13 protein-coding genes and 1 riboswitch are annotated in these 16438 nt (G+C 63.7%); of the genes, 7 read left to right on the forward strand and 6 right to left on the reverse strand.

Annotated elements, in window-relative coordinates; all coding sequences use genetic code 11:
• Nucleotides 1-8: 8 nt before the first annotated feature.
• Entirely contained in the window at nucleotides 9-1082 is a 1074-nt protein-coding gene (locus tag ACZ1H8_RS00675) for a threonine aldolase family protein (RefSeq protein WP_465179483.1), read from the reverse strand.
• A 50-nt stretch (nucleotides 1083-1132) separates the two neighbouring features.
• A riboswitch (SAM-I-IV-variant riboswitch) is annotated at nucleotides 1133-1243 on the reverse strand.
• A gap of 222 nt (nucleotides 1244-1465) precedes the next feature.
• Here ACZ1H8_RS00675 and ACZ1H8_RS00680 point away from each other — a divergent pair.
• A complete protein-coding gene (locus ACZ1H8_RS00680; RefSeq protein WP_465179484.1) occupies nucleotides 1466-4513 on the forward strand; it encodes a sensor histidine kinase in 3048 nt (1015 codons plus the stop codon).
• 48 nt (nucleotides 4514-4561) lie between these two features.
• Here ACZ1H8_RS00680 and ACZ1H8_RS00685 read toward each other — a convergent pair whose 3' ends face one another.
• The 4 genes from ACZ1H8_RS00685 to ACZ1H8_RS00700 all read right to left on the reverse strand — a co-directional run bounded on the left by ACZ1H8_RS00685 (nucleotide 4562) and on the right by ACZ1H8_RS00700 (nucleotide 9769).
• A complete protein-coding gene (locus ACZ1H8_RS00685) occupies nucleotides 4562-7174 on the reverse strand; it encodes a DEAD/DEAH box helicase (protein WP_465179485.1) in 2613 nt (870 codons plus the stop codon).
• Entirely contained in the window at nucleotides 7174-7806 is a 633-nt protein-coding gene (locus tag ACZ1H8_RS00690; RefSeq protein WP_465179486.1) for a DNA methyltransferase, read from the reverse strand. The genes ACZ1H8_RS00685 and ACZ1H8_RS00690 overlap by 1 nt, the downstream gene beginning before the upstream one ends.
• Nucleotides 7807-8753, reverse strand: a protein-coding gene (locus tag ACZ1H8_RS00695; protein WP_465179487.1) for an IS630 family transposase whose coding sequence is annotated in 2 segments (ribosomal slippage) — nucleotides 7807-8417 and nucleotides 8417-8753 — 948 coding nt in all. Because the reading frame shifts where the segments join, the coding sequence is not laid out codon by codon here.
• 41 nt (nucleotides 8754-8794) lie between these two features.
• Complete coding sequence (locus ACZ1H8_RS00700) at nucleotides 8795-9769, reverse strand: site-specific DNA-methyltransferase (RefSeq protein ID WP_465179488.1); 975 nt, start codon at nucleotides 9767-9769, stop codon at nucleotides 8795-8797.
• Nucleotides 9770-10599: 830 nt separating this feature from the next.
• On the opposite strand from ACZ1H8_RS00700, the gene ACZ1H8_RS00705 reads away from it, so the two are divergent.
• The 6 genes from ACZ1H8_RS00705 to ACZ1H8_RS00730 all read left to right on the forward strand — a co-directional run bounded on the left by ACZ1H8_RS00705 (nucleotide 10600) and on the right by ACZ1H8_RS00730 (nucleotide 16127).
• On the forward strand, nucleotides 10600-10776 hold the full coding sequence (locus ACZ1H8_RS00705) for a hypothetical protein (protein WP_465179489.1): 177 nt from the start codon (nucleotides 10600-10602) through the stop codon (nucleotides 10774-10776).
• 85 nt (nucleotides 10777-10861) lie between these two features.
• The gene (locus ACZ1H8_RS00710; protein WP_465179490.1) at nucleotides 10862-11239 is read left to right on the forward strand and encodes a hypothetical protein; all 378 of its coding nucleotides are present in this window, start codon (nucleotides 10862-10864) and stop codon (nucleotides 11237-11239) included.
• Between the two features lie 2 nt (nucleotides 11240-11241).
• Nucleotides 11242-12132 (forward strand): hypothetical protein, encoded by an 891-nt coding sequence (locus tag ACZ1H8_RS00715; protein ID WP_465179491.1) that lies wholly within the window; start codon nucleotides 11242-11244, stop codon nucleotides 12130-12132.
• 92 nt (nucleotides 12133-12224) lie between these two features.
• Complete coding sequence (locus tag ACZ1H8_RS00720; protein ID WP_465179492.1) at nucleotides 12225-14696, forward strand: TonB-dependent receptor; 2472 nt, start codon at nucleotides 12225-12227, stop codon at nucleotides 14694-14696.
• 69 nt (nucleotides 14697-14765) lie between these two features.
• A complete protein-coding gene (locus ACZ1H8_RS00725) occupies nucleotides 14766-15422 on the forward strand; it encodes an SOS response-associated peptidase family protein (protein ID WP_465179493.1) in 657 nt (218 codons plus the stop codon).
• A gap of 60 nt (nucleotides 15423-15482) precedes the next feature.
• Nucleotides 15483-16127, forward strand: coding sequence for an SOS response-associated peptidase (locus tag ACZ1H8_RS00730; RefSeq protein ID WP_465179494.1), 645 nt, complete (start codon nucleotides 15483-15485; stop codon nucleotides 16125-16127).
• On the opposite strand, the gene ACZ1H8_RS00735 is transcribed toward ACZ1H8_RS00730, so the two are convergent.
• Nucleotides 16122-16436 (reverse strand): hypothetical protein, encoded by a 315-nt coding sequence (locus tag ACZ1H8_RS00735; protein ID WP_465177461.1) that lies wholly within the window; start codon nucleotides 16434-16436, stop codon nucleotides 16122-16124. The genes ACZ1H8_RS00730 and ACZ1H8_RS00735 overlap by 6 nt on opposite strands.
• Nucleotides 16437-16438 lie beyond the last annotated feature (2 nt).

The raw sequence follows: 16438 nt of genomic DNA on the forward strand, positions 1-16438 counted from the left end.
GTGCGCGTTCAGGCTGCCTGAAGCTCGGCGGTTCCGGTCTGCGCGCCCGTGTGCACGGCGGCGCGGATGTCCGCTGCCAGTTGATCGACGCGGTCGGGGTCGGCGTCCCAGGCGAACATGAAGCGGGCGCCGCCGCCAATGAACGTATAGAAGCGCCATCCTCGGGCACGCAGCGCTTCCAGCACCACCTCCGGTGCCTTCAGGAACACCGCGTTGGATTCGACCGGGAACATCAACTCGATGCCGGGCAGATCCGCGAGACCGTCGACCAGCCGACGCGCGCAGCTGTTGGCGTGTCGCGCATTGGCGAGCCAGGCGCCAGATTCCAGCATCCCGACCCAGGGCGCCGACAGGAAGCGCATCTTGGAGGCGAGTTGCCCCGCCTGCTTGCAGCGATAGTCGAAGTCCTGCGCCAGCGCGGTATCGAAGAAGAGCACGGCTTCGCCGACCGCCATGCCGTTCTTGGTGCCGCCGAAGCAGAGTACGTCCACGCCCGCCCGCCACGTGATCTCGGCCGGCGAGCATCCCAGCGTCGCGCAGGCATGGGCGAAGCGGGCGCCGTCCATGTGCAGCTTCAGCCCGAGTTCGCGACAGACTTCGGACAGTGCGCGGATTTCGGGCGCGGTGTAGACCTGCCCGGTTTCGGTCGGCTGGGTAATCGTCACCACCCGCGGTTTGGGAAAGTGGATGTCACTCCGGCTTCCAGCGACGCGGCGGACGGCGTCCGGGTCCAGTTTCCCGCTTTCGGTCTGCGCCACCAGCAGCTTCGAGCCGTTGGAGAAGAACTCCGGTGCGCCGCATTCGTCGGTTTCGACATGCGCCTGCGCCGAGCAGATGACGCTGTGATAGGATTGGCACAGCGACGCCAGTGCGAGCGAGTTCGCCGCCGTGCCGTTGAACGCGAAGAACACCTCGCAATCCGTCTCGAACAGCGTGCGGAAGGCGTCCGACGCGCGCTGCGTCCACGCATCTTCGCCATAGGCCGTGGCCGATCCTGCGTTGGCCGCCTCCATCGCCTGCCACGCCTCGGGGCAGATCCCGGCATAATTGTCACTGGCGAATTGCTGTTCGGTCCGGGGCATCGCGTCACTGTCCTTCCTGGTTCCTACCGGAGAGCAGATCGACGCCTGGCTGAGTCCCGTTTGGTTGCCGGTCCGGCCACATCCCTCCCTGAAAATGGAGGCACCACCTTGCTCGGGGAGCAGGTTGGTGTCGGGCGTCGACCCGACTCTTGATGTGCCGCCGCCGATAGCGCGTCGGCGCAGCGCGATCAACGGGCGATTGGAGTACGGGCCTTCGATCCCGCCGGCGAGTCCCGCCCGCCGTCCGCAACGCCGACCAACGCAAATGGGTCAGCGCACTGACTCAAAGAGATCGTGTCGCGGAAAATAGATTTAGGCCTGTTCATTCCGCTGCCTGGCGGGCGATAACCGCGACTCCGGTCGGGGCTCAGCGGGGGTAGAGCGTGCGAGAGCTGTCGAAACTGTTTCTGCTCGGCGCGCTCGTCCTTGTGTCGTTGATCGCGGGGCCGCCGGCGAAGGCGCTCGACCCCAGCCTCGGCCTTGCGCAGTTGAACCACCGGCGCTGGACGATGACCGACGGGGCGCCCTACGGCGTGCGAGCGCTTGCGCAGACGCCGGACGGGTTTCTTTGGGTCGGCGGCGACACCGGGTTGTTCCGGTTCGATGGGATCCGGTTCGAGCGGATGCCCGGGCTGTATCATCACAAGGCCATGGACGAAGCGGTGTCGGCGCTCCTCGCCAGCCGGGACGGTCACCTGTGGATCGGCTATCAGTCGGGCCGGATTGCGGTGCTGCGGCGCGGCCGTCTCGTCGATGTTTCGCCTGCCAGCAGCGAGCGGTGGGTCTGGCAACTGGTGCAGGATCGAAGCGGCGCCGTGTGGGCATCCACGGGAACCACCCCCCGCCCCCTCTATCGATATGCGGGAAAGCGCTGGCAGACGATCGGCCCGGATTGGGGCTTTCCATGGGGCACCACCGGCGCGCTGATGCCGGCGCGGAACGGGTCCCTGTGGGCGAGCCCGACGGGCGGCCCCCTGATGGTCCTCGCGCCCGGATCCAATCGCTTTCAGTCGCTGGCGCCGCAGCGGCAGGATATCGGGATCGGCCAGGCACCTGATGGCACGATCTGGGCGTCGGATTCGACCACGGGAACCAGGATCGTGGCGGCGGCGGGAACGATCGCCGCGGCCAACCAGGACGCGAGGATTCCATCCGCCAAGCCGGGACGACAGCGTCGCCGGATATTCTTCGACCGCGACGGCAACCTGTGGGGCGCGACGACATCGGGGGTGTTCCGCATCGCCCGGCCCGACACGGTCACGAGCGGGGGCAACCCGCGGGAGGACTGGTTCGCCGAAACCGATGGCCTGTCCTCCGACCAGGCCCAGGCGATGATCGAGGACCGCGAGGGCAATATCTGGATCGCCACGTCCAACGGAATCGACCGGTTCAGCACCCCGGCAATGACCCGCGTGTTCGACATTCCCGGCAAATCGAGACTTGGGTACATCGTCGTCTCGGGACGCGACGGGTCGATCTATGCGGCGGACTCGGAGGCCATCTACAGGGTCCCCGCCGGCGGGACGGCCAGACGCCTCGCCTCGGGCATCGATAACCCGCAGACGCTGTGCGAGGACACCCGCGGGGGCCTTTGGGTCGGGGCCAACGACGCACTCAGGATCATCTCGCCCGACCGCCCCCCGGCCGTCATCCCCAATGCCACAAAGGGCGCCTATCTTGATTGCATCGTCGGAAGCGACGGCAGCATCTGGTTCAGCCGGCTCGGAGGGCTGCAACGTCGGTTTGGCGACACATGGGCCGCGTCACCCTATGCCGGATCGGCGATCGCAACCGTCATGCTCGCAGAGCCCGATGGCAGCATCCTCGTCCATCTTCGCCGCGACGGGCTGCACCGGGTGACGTCTCGTGGGACGCACCTGATCTGGAAATCCGCCGATATTCCCGGCCGCGATATCAACGTCCTGCACCGCATCGGCACAGGGGTGCTGATCGGGACGGCGTCTGGCCTGGCCATGCTCGAAAAGGGCCGCATCACGGTCCTGGCGCGCGACTATGACTGGCTCAGCGGCATCGCCGGCATAACGGACTCCGCCGACGGTACGATCTGGCTGCTGACCAGAGCCGGCGTCGTGCGGTTGAGCGCTGGCGAGCTCGAAAAGGCGTTCGTGAATCCCGGCCATATCCTGACCCCCCGGATCTTCGGCTTCGCGGATGGAATGCCCGGACCCGCCGCAGTCGGATATTCGAGGAATGGCGCGGTGCGCGGCGGCGATGGCACGCTGTGGTTCGTGACGACCCGCGGCCTTGTGACGATCGACCCGGCGCAAATTCCGCACAACCGGCTTCCGCCGCCGGTCCGCATCGTCGCCCTCACCCATCATGGCGCACGCGTGCGCGATCCGGGAGCGGTCCAGCTACCGGCGGGCACCTCCAGCCTGCAGCTGGACTATACGGCCTTGAGCCTGACCGCGCCGGAGCGCGTCCGCTTCCGCTATCGCCTGGTCGGCGCCGATACCGACTGGGTGGAGGCAGGCGGCAGGCGCCAGGCCTTCTACACCAATCTCGCGCCCGGCACCTATCGGTTCCAGGTGATCGCCTCGAACAATGACGGCGTCTGGAACGAAGAGGGTGCGTCGCTCGACCTCACCATCCCGCCGACCTTCCTGCAGTCGATCTGGTTCAAGCTGCTCCTCGGCCTCCTGGCCGTGCTGCTGCTCGCGCTGATCTTTTTCCTGCGCCTGAGGCAGGTGTCGCGGCGCATGCGTGGCCGCTTCGAGGTCCAGCTCGTGGAACGCGAACGGATCGCTCGCGAACTGCACGATACGCTGCTGCAGGGGATTCAGGCCCTGCTTCTTCACGTGAAGATTGCCGCCAACGCCCTCCCGGACGGTGCGGCGCCCCGCCGGCCGCTCGAACAGGCATTGGCTCATGCCCAGGGCGTCCTCGTCGAAGGCAGGGATCGGGTGCGTGACCTGCGAGGCACCGGATCCGCGGCCGACTTTTCCAAGGCCTTGGAAGCGCTGGCGGCGAACCTGACCGCTGGAACGGGAATGGCAACTCGCCTGATCATCGAAGGCGAGCCGCGCAACCTCGACCCGCTGGTCCGGGAGGAATTGCAGCGGATCGCCGAGGAGGCGATCCGGAACGCAGTCCATCATTCGGGCGCTGGGTCGATCGACATCGGCCTAGCCTGGCACCGGCGCAGACTGTCGATGTCCATTCGCGATAACGGCTGCGGCATGCCCGACGCGGTGCTGGAGCGCGGCGAGCGCCCCGGCCATTTCGGCCTGACGGGCATGCGCGAGCGTGCCACTCGCATCGGCGGGCGCCTGACCATCACAGGCGCATCAGGCAAGGGGACGGCGGTCTCGATCCTGGTGCCGGCGCGCACGGCGTATCGCGCAGGCCCGACCGAACGCCGGCGTTGGTGGGAGCGCGTCCTCGCCTGGTGGCGGCGACGCCGCAGTTGAGCGGGCACAACCCGCTCGTGTCAGGATCGGATCAGGCGGAACCGGCGATCACGCCGTCCCTCTGATCACGGCATCGAGCCGGGCGGCAAAGTCGGGCGCGTTCGACCGCTCCGCCATCCAGAACAGGACCCGCCCGCCGCTCACTTCCGCCAGGCGCGCACCGATATTGGCCTTTTCCAGCGTGTCCGGATCATTGGCCAGGTGCGCGCCCTTATACTCGATCACGAGCAAGCGGCCGTCGGTCAATTCGGCAACGAAGTCCGGATAGAAGCGATCGGTCGAGGTCGGCAGCCAATAGGCATGCGGTCCCCGCGCGATGTTGCGGATCCAGTGCCTGACCGTCGGATGATCGTCGATCGCGACGGCGCAGCGAAACTCCTCGCCACCCTCCCTGATATCATCGGGTCGCGGGTAGAAATGCGTTCGCCAGCGGTAGCTGCCGACATAGGGCCTGGTCGGCAGGTAACGCCCCTCGGCGAAGGCGAAGCCGTTCTCGCCCAGACCAAGCGTCGGCCTGATATCGCCGAGCACCAGTTGCATGCCGGCCTGCCCCGCCCGCGTCCGCAATTCCCTGACGCGCAGCGCGATCGCGCGCTTCAGCACATCCTTGGCGCGCACCAGCGCGGCAAGCGACATGCCGCGATGCTCGACGAGATGCGTCACGACGCTTCGGCAATATTCGAGGAACACCGGTTGTGACACGTCCGGCTGATGCGCCTGACGATCGAGCCACCGGGCAAGATGCGCCGGCGTCCAGCTGGTCTCATCCTCCAGTTGAAGCGTCATCTGCGCCGCCTCGCGGCTGATGCGGACCTGCCCCTCGTCGACATCGACGATCACCGTGTCGGGCGTCTCGGCCAGCTGGAAATCGGGCAGGTCCGGGTCGATGCCGGCAAGCGTCCAGCCCGCCAGATCGAGCAATGTCGTCGGCTCGACCAGATCAAGCTCGCCATGTTGTTCGAGCGCCAGGCCGGGCACAATGAAGCTCAGGCCACGCTGCGAGGGCGTTGCGGCCGCCTGCCGACGCTCGACATGCGCGGCGATGGCGGGGCGCGGATCCTCTCCGCCGGCCAGAGGCGCGAGCAGTTCGCCCAGCTGCTCCAGCACCGCGTCGCTCGCGTCCGGGTTGATCATGACCGACACGGCGTCGCCTTCGCCGATCATCGTCAGCGCATCGCGCACGGCGAGCGGCAGCGCGGCGAGGTCGGGTCGGACCTGCAGCAGCACCGGCGGAATCCGCGGGCGATCGGCCAGCGGCAGCACCGCGGCAGCGGCATCGGCGGCCTGCTGCGCAATGATCTCGTCGCGCGCGGTCCGCTCGTCGAAGCCCATCGCGACCAGACTGTCCTTCAAACGATTGGCGGCCGCGTGAAAACCGACGCCGGTGACATGCGCATAGGCGCGGTTGAGCTCCTCGACCGGGCGGCGCGTGGCATAGGGCATCCGCAGCACGCGGCCGAGCAGCTGCTCCACCGCAGTCGCCGACTGGATGTTGGCGACCGAGCAGAAGACATAGGCGAAGGAACAGTCCCATCCTTCGCGCAGCGCCTCGACCGTGATGACATGCTCGATCGGACAATCGAGTGCGAACAGGTCGATCCCGTCCAGCTCGCGCTGGTTGCCGGTCGCAATGGCGATGGCGGTTTCGGGCACGCCATGCTCGATCAGCTTGGTCTTCACCACCTCGACCGTCGCCTCCGCACCGGCGGTCTGCGCCTGCGCCTGGTACAGCGCGATCGGGCGGATCGGCTCGTTTGCCTCCCGCGCGATGCGGGCAAGGCCCGCGCGCTGTTGCAGCGCATGGACGATCGCCGATTCCCACCCGCTATGCTGCGTCAGATGAATCGGCAGCTTGATCATCTGCTCCGCCTTCAGCTCGTCGGCGGTGGCGGATACGATGACGTTGGAGCGGACCGGCGTCGCGGTGAACTCGATGATTGCGCAGGGGGCCAGCCGCGCACCGGTCTCCTCCGACAGGCCGGTGACGAAATTATGCGCCTCGTCCACGATCATCACCGGACGCACCAGCCGCATCACATTGGCGAAGGACCAGCTTACCTCCCCGGGGCGCGTCGCCAGATCGTCGGCATTGCGCATCAGTCCGTCGGGCAGCGCGCGGCCCTTGAAGAAACTCTCGAAATTCTCGTCGTCCTTATAGACGTTGCGCTGCGCCGCCTGAGCCACGCGAAACGCCTGTACGGTGGCGACGAAGACGTGCGCGGCGGTGGCGAGGTCCTGCGGCGTGATCTGCCGCCGCTCATCGATGCCGAGCACGCGCACATTGCCGCCGAAGGCCGACTCCAGCGCGGTGCGATAGGGATGGCCGGGCGTCTTCAGCGCATCGAGCGTCTGATCCGCGATGGTGCTGGAGGGCACCAGCCACAGCGCCACCGGATATTCCGGACCGTCCACGCGGTGCCGGTGCGCGATGCCCACCGCATGCGCGCCCAGCAGCGTCTTGCCGCCGCCGGTCGGCAGACGCAGGCAGCAATAGGGCACGCGCGGCAGGGTGCGCAGCGGCTCATAGGCATTGGCGTAGAAGCCCGGCTCCCCCACCTGACAGGCGATGTTGTAGGCGACCGCATGCGGACGCGTCACCGCCGCTTCGAGAAACGCGTCGAGCGCATCGAGCGCGCGGCGTTGATAGGCCTTGAGCTGCATCAGCGCGCCTTCACGTCATAGGGGGTCTGCTTGAAGGTGACGCCCGCGCCGGCCAGTTTCGCCGCGCTCATCCGGCATGCCTCGCCATAGATCACCCAAGGCCCGGCATGGCCGGGCAGCACCTCGCGCAGATGGGCCATGACGGGCGCCGTCAGCACATTGCCGCCGGCCGGGCGCCGGTCGCCCAGCACGCCATTGTAGAGCAGCGCATAGGCGATGCCGTCCTGCACCCCCAGCACCGGGGAGCGCATGGCGTCTCCAGCGCCGGCAGACGCGGCAGGCTGCCCCGTCTCGGCGAACCAGATATGCGCGGCCAGCGCGTCGAACCCGATCTCCGGATCGATCCGTCCGCTGGCGTCGAACGCCGGCGGGCCCAGCCGGTAGTAGCGATATCCGCCCCCGCCCTGCCAGCCGACCGCGGCCGACACGCCGCCCCGTTCGCCCGCAATCACCTTGTCGAGCCGCGGCTTGCAATGCGTTTCGGCATGGTCGCCCATCTCGATCCCGATCCACCGCCGTCCCATCTTGTGCGCAACCGCCGCCGTGGTGCCGGAACCGAGAAAGCTGTCGAGGACGAGGTCACCGGGGTTGGAGGCGATGTGGAGGATGCGTTGGATTAGAGCTGTTTCCACTCATTCCGGTTCATATCCGCATGAGCTGAAGTAGTTGGCGCATTCGGCGGGCTGGAAGATGTCAACGAGCCTGCCGATCAACCCCCACAGCCCGCTGACGGTTCGTTCGCCCGCCTTGCGCAGCATGGCCTTGAGGCGGGAGAAGGCCTTTTCAATGGGATTGAAGTCGGGGCTGTAGGGCGGGAGGAAGCGCAGGGTTGCTCCGGCCGCTTCGATCCGCTCTTTCACGGCGGCCCGCTTGTGGCTGGAGAGGTTGTCCATGATGACGACGTCGCCGGGCCGCAACTCTGGCACCAGGACCTGCGCCACATAGGCTTCGAACCAATCGCCGTTGATCGGCCCGTCCAGCACCATAGGTGCGACCATGCCGGTCATGCGCAGGCCGGCGACCAGCGTTGTGGTCTTGCGATGGCCATGTGGGAAGCCCATCCGCAATCGCTCGCCCTTGGCGCAGCGCCCGTGGCTGCGGGTCATGTTTGTCGCAGTCCAAGTCTCGTCGATGAACACGAGGCGTTCGGGCTCGAGGTCGATCTGGCCGTCGAACCAGCGCTGGCGTTGCCTCAGGACGTCGGGACGGTCTTGCTCGATCGCGTGCCCAGTCTTTTTTTGCGCGTAATCCCGTGACGGACGAAGAAGCGATGCACCGTCCCGATCCCGACCTTGGCGCCGCGCTCGATCAGCCGCACCTGAATCTCCACCAGGGTCATGTCGCCCTTCTCGGCGATCAGTTCCCGGATGAAGTCGCCGTGCGCTTCGATCTTGCCCGAATGCCGGTCGCCGCCGCGTCGCTTGGCCACGGCACGGCCATGTTCCAACGCAAGACGACGCCAGCGGATCGCACTCGACACGCTGACACCAAAGCGCGCCGCCGCGGCATGGCAACTCAGGCCGCCCTCAATCGCGGCCACAACCCTGTCCCGAAGATCCTGTGAGAGCGTGCGTGCCATCCATGCTGGCCTCCTGCCACCAGCAGGAAGTCTGAATCACATCAGGCCGCAAATGGGAATCCCCGTCGAGTCAGTTCGTGTGGAAACCGCTCTAGCCGCTCGGGCTTCGGAGTGATGAAAACGTCAGATGAGGATATAGCAAGCACTTCTTTTTTAGCATCCTGGGTATGCCCGACTTCTTCATAAGACCAGAATGTCTGCGGAACGACGCCTTGCTTCACCTCAGAAAGAAAGCGCTTAATTTGCGGTATGGCATTGCCATCGCAACCCCACCAAATCCTGCTTTCTCTATCGAGTTCCCAAAATCTTTCCTCAGACACCCGCCAATAATTCCCACCTGGTGGCCGCTCGATTAATCGACCGCCCGGAGTGACAATCGCGTAAATTCCCTTGCTGTAGAAATTACGTGCGGACAGGTCACTCGTTTTCCACGGGCCGCGACGATCATTATCCAAATTTTTATAGGCTTTATCTTGTTTCTCAGTTCGCGGCATCAGATTTGGGAGCCAGGCGTTGCCGTCTCGGCCGTAGACAAGAATATAGTCATGATCTTCAGAGAAATGACGAGCTGTAGATTTTGGCGAGTAATTTTTACGCCAGATTATTGTAGAGAGAAAATTCCGCCGCCCGAACACCTCGTCCATCACGACCTTGAGGTAATGCCCCTCATTATCGTCGATCGACACCCAGATGCTGCCATCCTCGGCCAGCAGCTCGCGCAGCAGCACCAGCCGGGGATAGATCATCGCCAGCCACTGCGCATGTTCGAGATTGTCGTCATAATGCTCGAAGGCGCTGCGCGTATTATAGGGCGGATCGATATAGATGCACTTCACCCGCCCCGCATAATAGGGGAGCAGCGCCTTGAGTGCGTCGAGATTGTCGCCCTGGATCAGCATGTTCGCCGGATCGGCGTCACCGCCGTCCAGCGCCGGCACCGGCTCCAGCATCCGATACGGCACCCGCGCCGCCGCCACCACGTCTTCGCCGCGGGTCATCCAGTCGAGTATCGGCACGCGCGCTCCCTTTCCGTCCGCGGCCAGTGCTAGGGCGAAAATCCGGCTCAGGCCAGCATCACGGCGCGCGGATGGCTGGAATCGGGATGGTTTTTGGGCCGTATCGGCAAGCCGCCGCTATACGGGCGAATGCGGTCTGCTTCCATCGCCGACTTGCGGAACACGCTGCGGAATGATCGCCGAGCAAACGCTGCGATCAATCGCAAGTCACTGACAAACCCTGGCTGGGGCGGCAGGATTCCCAGCCAATTCCAGCCATCGCTAAGTGCTTGATATCACTGACATGCAGGCGGCGCCTGCACAGCCCATTGGCACAGTTCATTGGCACAGTGTCAAGCAAAGATTGTTCGCATTAGAGACCAAGCGTTATGGCTGGGACCATAAACGAGATTCCCTTGCCGCAAGAGATGTGACTCGCCCTCCTCGTTTATCTGAAGGGTGAGTTGCCAGGACAGTTCTGACTGAGCGACGAGCAGTGCGATCGTCTGGGCCGCCCCTCACACGCTCGATCTTGTGAAGCAGGCGATTGCCGCTGAAACGCTCCAGCGAGCTATGGTCGCCTCCCCTAGCAATACGCCGACGGCTGAGATCAGCGTCGGAGCGCGCTACCGCCGGCTCTATGAACGAAAGTTGGCACTCAAGGCGCGGACTCGGCACGCAAGCCTGTCACATCGACACATCCCACTCCCGCCCGACGGGACGCCAAAAATAATATCGTTCGGATTCGGCCCAGTAAATTCTTGACCCGGTAATGTTTAGAATATTCAATGCGATCGGGCGCAAAGCTAGCTGAAATATCGGCATACACATCTCACCATTTGGAGACGATCATGAAACGTGCCGTACTTGCCGCACTCGTGCTTTCTTCGCTCGCACCGGTGTCTGTTTATGCACAAGCCACGACGCCGACCACCAAGCAGGCGAACTGCATCCCCATTATCATCGACGGACCTGACGGGCCGCTGGAAGGCGCGATCTGTATCAAGGACTCCGGCGGGAACTGGTAATTTTTTGGGGTTGGGGGCGGCACATCGCGTTTCAGTCGCGGTTCCTCCCCCAACATGAACTTTTGCAGTTAGCCTTGGTGACCCTATGCTTAGTGTTTTAGCGTCTTGCCTGATCGCCCTTGCTTATTCGTCTTCTTATCCGCCGACTGCTGCTCAATCGCATGCGCTGGCCGAGTCACATTTGGAAGGCGTTTGGACAGGCGAGTTTCTTCAAACGGAGTGGACCTTCGAATTCACGAAGCGGGACGGTAATTGGTCTGGACGCTATATGACGTCGAAGGGAGCAAAATGGCATCCGATCAACGACCTTGTCATTACCGATCGCGCTGCCTCATTCACCCTTGAGTTGAAGCCCAAGGTGAGCTTTGACCTGGACTTCGATCCATCCAAGCAAGAACTAGCCGGGGAGGTAACGGTCGAAGGGGTTGCGTCGGCACCCTTCGTTGCAACGCGCAAGCCTTAGCAATGCCGCTCTCACTTGCCACTTTCGTGCTCGGCGCATTGGCGTGCCTTGCTCCTCAGGTGCCTAGCCGTCCCGATGGAGCAACAAGAACCAACGCCGAGTTCGGCTATGTGCTCGTAGACCCCCAAGACAGTATCAGAGCCTTCGATGCTGCTCGGGAGATCCATCGAACCGCTAAAATTGCGCTAGCGCTACCTGATATACGGATCGCGCTCATCGACGCCAGGTTCACAACATGCGCCTGGGGATCCGAGGTCGACGGTGTCGTCCTCTATCCATGGACCTTCAAACGAGAAGATCGTCGCGGTCCGATACTTCTACCATTGTACTTGATGGGACATGAAGTCGGACACGACTTATTCATTCGCTACTTGGTGCCTAGTACCAGGACCAGCCAATATGGCGGAGACGCACCGGACTGGCTGGACGAAATGGCTGGAATTGCCTTCGAGAATGAAAGCTTGCGTATCGCACGCCGTCGCGAAGCCGTTCGCTATCGGACCGATGATCTGTTGCCGTCCCTTCGACGATACTTTTCCATGACACACCCCGAATTCCCTACCACTGGACAAGCGCCGGTGGGCTCTGACGGATTGTCGTCTCAACCCTTTTCGACAAGAGAGCCTATATCCGGCGACACGCGGCAATTTTACGCGATGACGTCCGCGCTATATGAGTTTCTCGTCGAGCATACGGGAAGCGCATCGATCATCGCGGATCTTGCAGCAGCGTTCCGTAGAGGAGAGGCCTTGGACGCTTGGCTGCTGGCTCGCACCGGACATGATCGCAGTGCAGCAGGTCTGGACGCGCTGAACGCAGCCTTCCTATCCTGGCTGGACACGGATCCCCGCTACGGCGGCAAGGGAACACCTCCAGCTCGGCTCCTCCCTTGACGACCACAGCTTCCATGACACGATCGCTTCCACCTGCAATGACGCGGCCGAACGCTCTGAAAGTCGTACTCTTGGCCGGGGTCGTGGCTCTCATGCCCATCACCGCGAAGGCACAATCGACCTCGAATCGCACCGGGTCCGATCCGCGCCCCGTTGAACAGGAATCTGCTCCGCACCCTGGTGAGGTTCCGGCGAAGACAGAGTTTCTCGACATGGAGGGCAATCCATTGCCTGCCGACGTGCAACGGCAGCTGGACGCGGAGCTCACAAGCAAGCGCCCGTCGACGCCGGATGTTCAGGACACCGTGCCAAGCACGGCGCCCCGAGAAACTCAGCCGGCTACCGACGAGTCAGAAATCCTTGTGTCGGCAAAACGCCCCCGGGGATCCGTGGTCGGCAACATACCGCCGGAGCTGGCCTTCGGCCAGTTAGAGGTCCGCGCTTATGGCGCAAACAATATTGGTGAACTCATCCAGGAGCTGGGGCCGCAGGTAAGCAGCCGCCGCGGACGAGACGAGGGTGGCCCCGTCGTCTTGCTGAATGGGCGACGCCTGTCGAGCTTCTCCGAAATTGCCCAGATTCCAACCGAGGCAGTCGAACGGATGGAGGTGTTTCCCGAGGAAGTGGCGCTCAAATACGGCTATCGTGCAGATCAGAAGGTCGTCAACATCGTGACCTTCGAACGGTTCAGTTCAAAGCTTGGCCAGCTCGGCTATGCGGTGCCGACCGAGGGAGGTAATAACACCGTCGATATCCGGACAAGCTATTTCACGATCCGGGGTGATACACGCCTGGACCTAGCCGCAGACTACGGCCGGTCGACCGCCTTGCTCGAAACCGACCGCGATATCCGCCAAGCCGCTTCGGTCGAAGCTGGCAGGTTTCGGACCTTGCTGCCGGAGACCGAACGGCTGGCGCTAAACGGCGTCGTCAGCCGCCCCCTGTTCGGCGACATCGCGGGGACGCTCAACGGTCGCTGGGAGCTGAACACCAGCGGCAGCCTGTTAGGGCCTGGCGTGGCAGCCCCTTGGCGGCGCGACACCGAAAGTCGCACGGCCCACCTGGGAGCTTCGCTGCACGGCGCCGCAGGAAAGTGGTTCTGGACCTTCACCAGCAATTACGACCGCACGACTAGTGATATTTCAACCCGACTAGACGAGGCGACCGAGGCTGAAGTGGCGAGGTCGGTCAGCGCCTTCGCGAATGCTGATCTCGTGATGAGCGGGCCGATCTTGAACCTGCCGGCAGGCCCGCTTTCGGCAAGCATAGGGGGCAGAGCCGAGCGACGCGATCTTGACGGAAGTTCCGTGCGCGGCGGCACAGTGCAACGCACGGACATTGCGCGCGACCGGTTCACCGCCCGCGCCAACCTGGACCTGCCGCTTGCGAGCCGACGAGGCAAGACCTCGGGCCTTCTCGGAAACCTGTCGCTCAACGTGAATATGGCGATCGAACAACTTTCCGATCTTGGGGCGCTGCGCACCATTGGGTATGGCGTCAACTGGTCACCAGTCGAGGCGATCAGTTTCATCGCGTCAGCCACGCATGAGCAGGGCGCGCCAACGATGGAGCAGCTCGGCGCACCTGTCGTCGCCACCCCTGGGCTCCGTACCTTCGATTTCGCTCGCCGGGAGGTTGTCGACATCGTTGGCGTCTTTGGAGGAAACCCGAACCTGGTGTCCGATGATCGTCATCTGGTCAGGGTCGGGCTTACCGCAAAACCGTTTGCCGCGATCGATCTGACGCTCAGCGCCGACTATGTATCGACCCGGATCGATGAGCCGATCACGTCCTTCCCAATCATCACCCCTCAGATCGAAGCCGCGTTTCCCGATCGCTTCACGCGCGACGCCGACGGTCGGCTGTTGAGCATTGACGCAAGGCCGCTCAATTTTGGGGGCGCCCGCCAGAAGCAGTTGCGATGGGGATTCAATTTCGTGCGGCCATTGGGCAAGGTCCCGCTGGGAATGCGGGCGGCCCCTGTACGCGTTTTCTCTGACGAGAGCGACGCGAGGCGAGCATATCCCGATCGGCCGGTCGTTTTAGCCCAACCGGGCAGCGCGATCGCGCGGCGCCTGGAGAACATGTCCAGCCGACTTTACGTGAATGTCTATCACAGCTGGCGCTTTCAGGACGAGGTCATCACGCGCCAGGACCTTCCTGTCCTGGACTTGCTCGACGGCTCGGCGCTCGACCTACGTGGCGGACGTCGGCGTCACACAGTCGAACTCCAGGCAGGTGCATTCAAAACCGGGCTGGGTGCGCGGATGACGTTGGCGTGGCAAAGCGGAACCATGATCCGCAGCGCCGGTGACGGGGACCTGTTTTTTTCCGATCTAACGACCGTTAACCTCCATTTTTTCGCCAACCTTGCCGATCGTTTCGGTGGTTCTGCAGCACCCGATTGGCTGAAGGGAACACGCGTTTCCCTGGGCATTACGAATCTTTTCAACGCGCGTGAGGCGGTTCGTGATCGACTGGAATCAACGCCGCTCAGCTATCAACCGGGATATCTCGATCCGCTCGGACGATTTGTCAGCTTCAGCATCAGAAAGGTTTTCTGATCAACTACGCGCTTTGATACGGTATTTTGATGGCGCACAGCTTCAGCAGTCCAACCGAAGGCCAGTGCCATGTCCCGACTGCATAGCCTCCGCGCGTCGGTCGAACAGGTCGCCGCTTTCCTCAGTGTCGAATTGCACGAGCCAATCTCGGTCCCGCCGGATGTGACCGAAGGCAGGCAGGGGCTGGTCATGTTCGTGGCGAACGAACGGCGCCGCCTGCGCATGATGCGGTGGGGCTTCCCAAGGCATATTCGCGACCTGAGGCTGCAGGGAAAGGAAGCGGACATTATCGGCTTGGTCGCAGATCTCACCAATCCGATGTGGGAACAGATGGTCGTCGAGCCGCGCTACCGCTGCGTCATTCCAATCACCCATTTCGGCAATCCCGATGGCGACGCCGGTGCCAGGACGCGTACCTGGTTCTCACTCAAGGACCGGCCGATCATGGCCTGGGCCGGTTTCTGCCGCAACATTCCCGATATCGGCCCGAGCTACGCTGGCATGACGATGGAAGCCAATTCAGCGATCCCGCCGACCAATGATCGCATGCCCGTGCTGCTCGAGCCCGACGAACATGATCGCTGGCTGCACGGCGGCATCCAGGATGTCATCCGATTCCAGTTTCGCGCGCCGGTCGACGCCGACCGGATCGACCGGATCGTGACCGATGACCCATGGCGCGGCGGCGGACCACCGCCCGAGGGTGAGCAGCTGGGACTGCTGTGATCGCGCAAGTCGAAGGCTGCGCGTTGCGCATTCGACCCGACACAGGCTAGCCTGGACGACATGTGCAACCTCTACACCGTCCGGAAGTCCGCAGCCGAGGTGGCCGCCCATTTCGGGGTCGACACGCCGGTCCAGTCCAATGCCGGCGAGGAAGTCTATCCCGGCTATCCCGGCATGGTCATCCGCGAGGCGGAGGGTCGTCGGATCATACAGTCGATGACCTGGGGGTTTCCACTCCGGCTCAAGACGATGAGCCCGACCGCCAAGCCCAAGCCGGTCAACAACATCGCCGACCTGCACAAGAACATGTGGATCGGCCTGGCACGAAAGCCCGAATGGCGCTGCCTCATCCCTCTCACCGCCTTCGCGGAAGCCGAGGGCGCCAAGGGTACCAAGACCCGGACATGGTTCTCGGTTGCGGACGAGCCGGTCTTCGCCTGGGCCGGGCTGTGGCGCGACAGTGCCGAATGGGGGCCCGTCTATTCGGGCGTCATGACCGACTGCAACGAGGCGATCCGCCCGGTTCACGATCGCATGCCGGTCCTGCTGCACCGCGACGACCATGATCGATGGCTGCACGGCAGCTCCGACGAGATCGTCGGGTTTCAGGAACGCTGCTTTCCCGATGATCTCATCGTCGTCGATCGCACCAGCGAGCCCTGGCGCAAGCCTGCCGCCGCAGCAGCTCAAGCCGGCCTGTTATGATCGGAAGCGGCTGACCGCGCGCTTCCATTCGCTATCCTCAGGAAGCGGCAGATGCACGATTGTCGGCGGCTGGCGGCTCGGTCGCACCGGTACGCCGCGCCTGCCGCAGCTGGTGCAGCGCATCCGGGGCGCTACCAAGTCGAGATGATCACGCCAGCGCTTGCGGTGAAACAGCCACCACAAGGCAGCCGCATGAAAGACTTCTGTGCGATCGCAGCCGGGACATTTCACCTCGACCGTGCGGTGAAACGCCGCGCACTCGAACAAGGTGGTCGGCACCTGTCCGCCCTCGCGATCGTATCGGCCCATCG

The sequence above is a fragment of the Sphingomonas sp. BL-S-25 genome (assembly GCF_055521555.1).

Excerpts from the sequence above, each read along its gene's own strand:
- ACZ1H8_RS00675 (WP_465179483.1), bottom strand. The coding sequence starts at position 1,082 with ATGCCCCGGACCGAACAGCAATTCGCCAGTGACAATTATGCCGGGATC.
- ACZ1H8_RS00685 (WP_465179485.1), bottom strand. The coding sequence starts at position 7,174 with ATGCAGCTCAAGGCCTATCAACGCCGCGCGCTCGATGCGCTCGACGCG.
- ACZ1H8_RS00705 (WP_465179489.1), top strand. The coding sequence starts at position 10,600 with ATGAAACGTGCCGTACTTGCCGCACTCGTGCTTTCTTCGCTCGCACCG.
- ACZ1H8_RS00710 (WP_465179490.1), top strand. The coding sequence starts at position 10,862 with ATGCTTAGTGTTTTAGCGTCTTGCCTGATCGCCCTTGCTTATTCGTCT.
- ACZ1H8_RS00715 (WP_465179491.1), top strand. The coding sequence starts at position 11,242 with ATGCCGCTCTCACTTGCCACTTTCGTGCTCGGCGCATTGGCGTGCCTT.
- ACZ1H8_RS00720 (WP_465179492.1), top strand. The coding sequence starts at position 12,225 with ATGCCCATCACCGCGAAGGCACAATCGACCTCGAATCGCACCGGGTCC.
- ACZ1H8_RS00725 (WP_465179493.1), top strand. The coding sequence starts at position 14,766 with ATGTCCCGACTGCATAGCCTCCGCGCGTCGGTCGAACAGGTCGCCGCT.
- ACZ1H8_RS00730 (WP_465179494.1), top strand. The coding sequence starts at position 15,483 with ATGTGCAACCTCTACACCGTCCGGAAGTCCGCAGCCGAGGTGGCCGCC.
- ACZ1H8_RS00735 (WP_465177461.1), bottom strand. The coding sequence starts at position 16,436 with ATGGGCCGATACGATCGCGAGGGCGGACAGGTGCCGACCACCTTGTTC.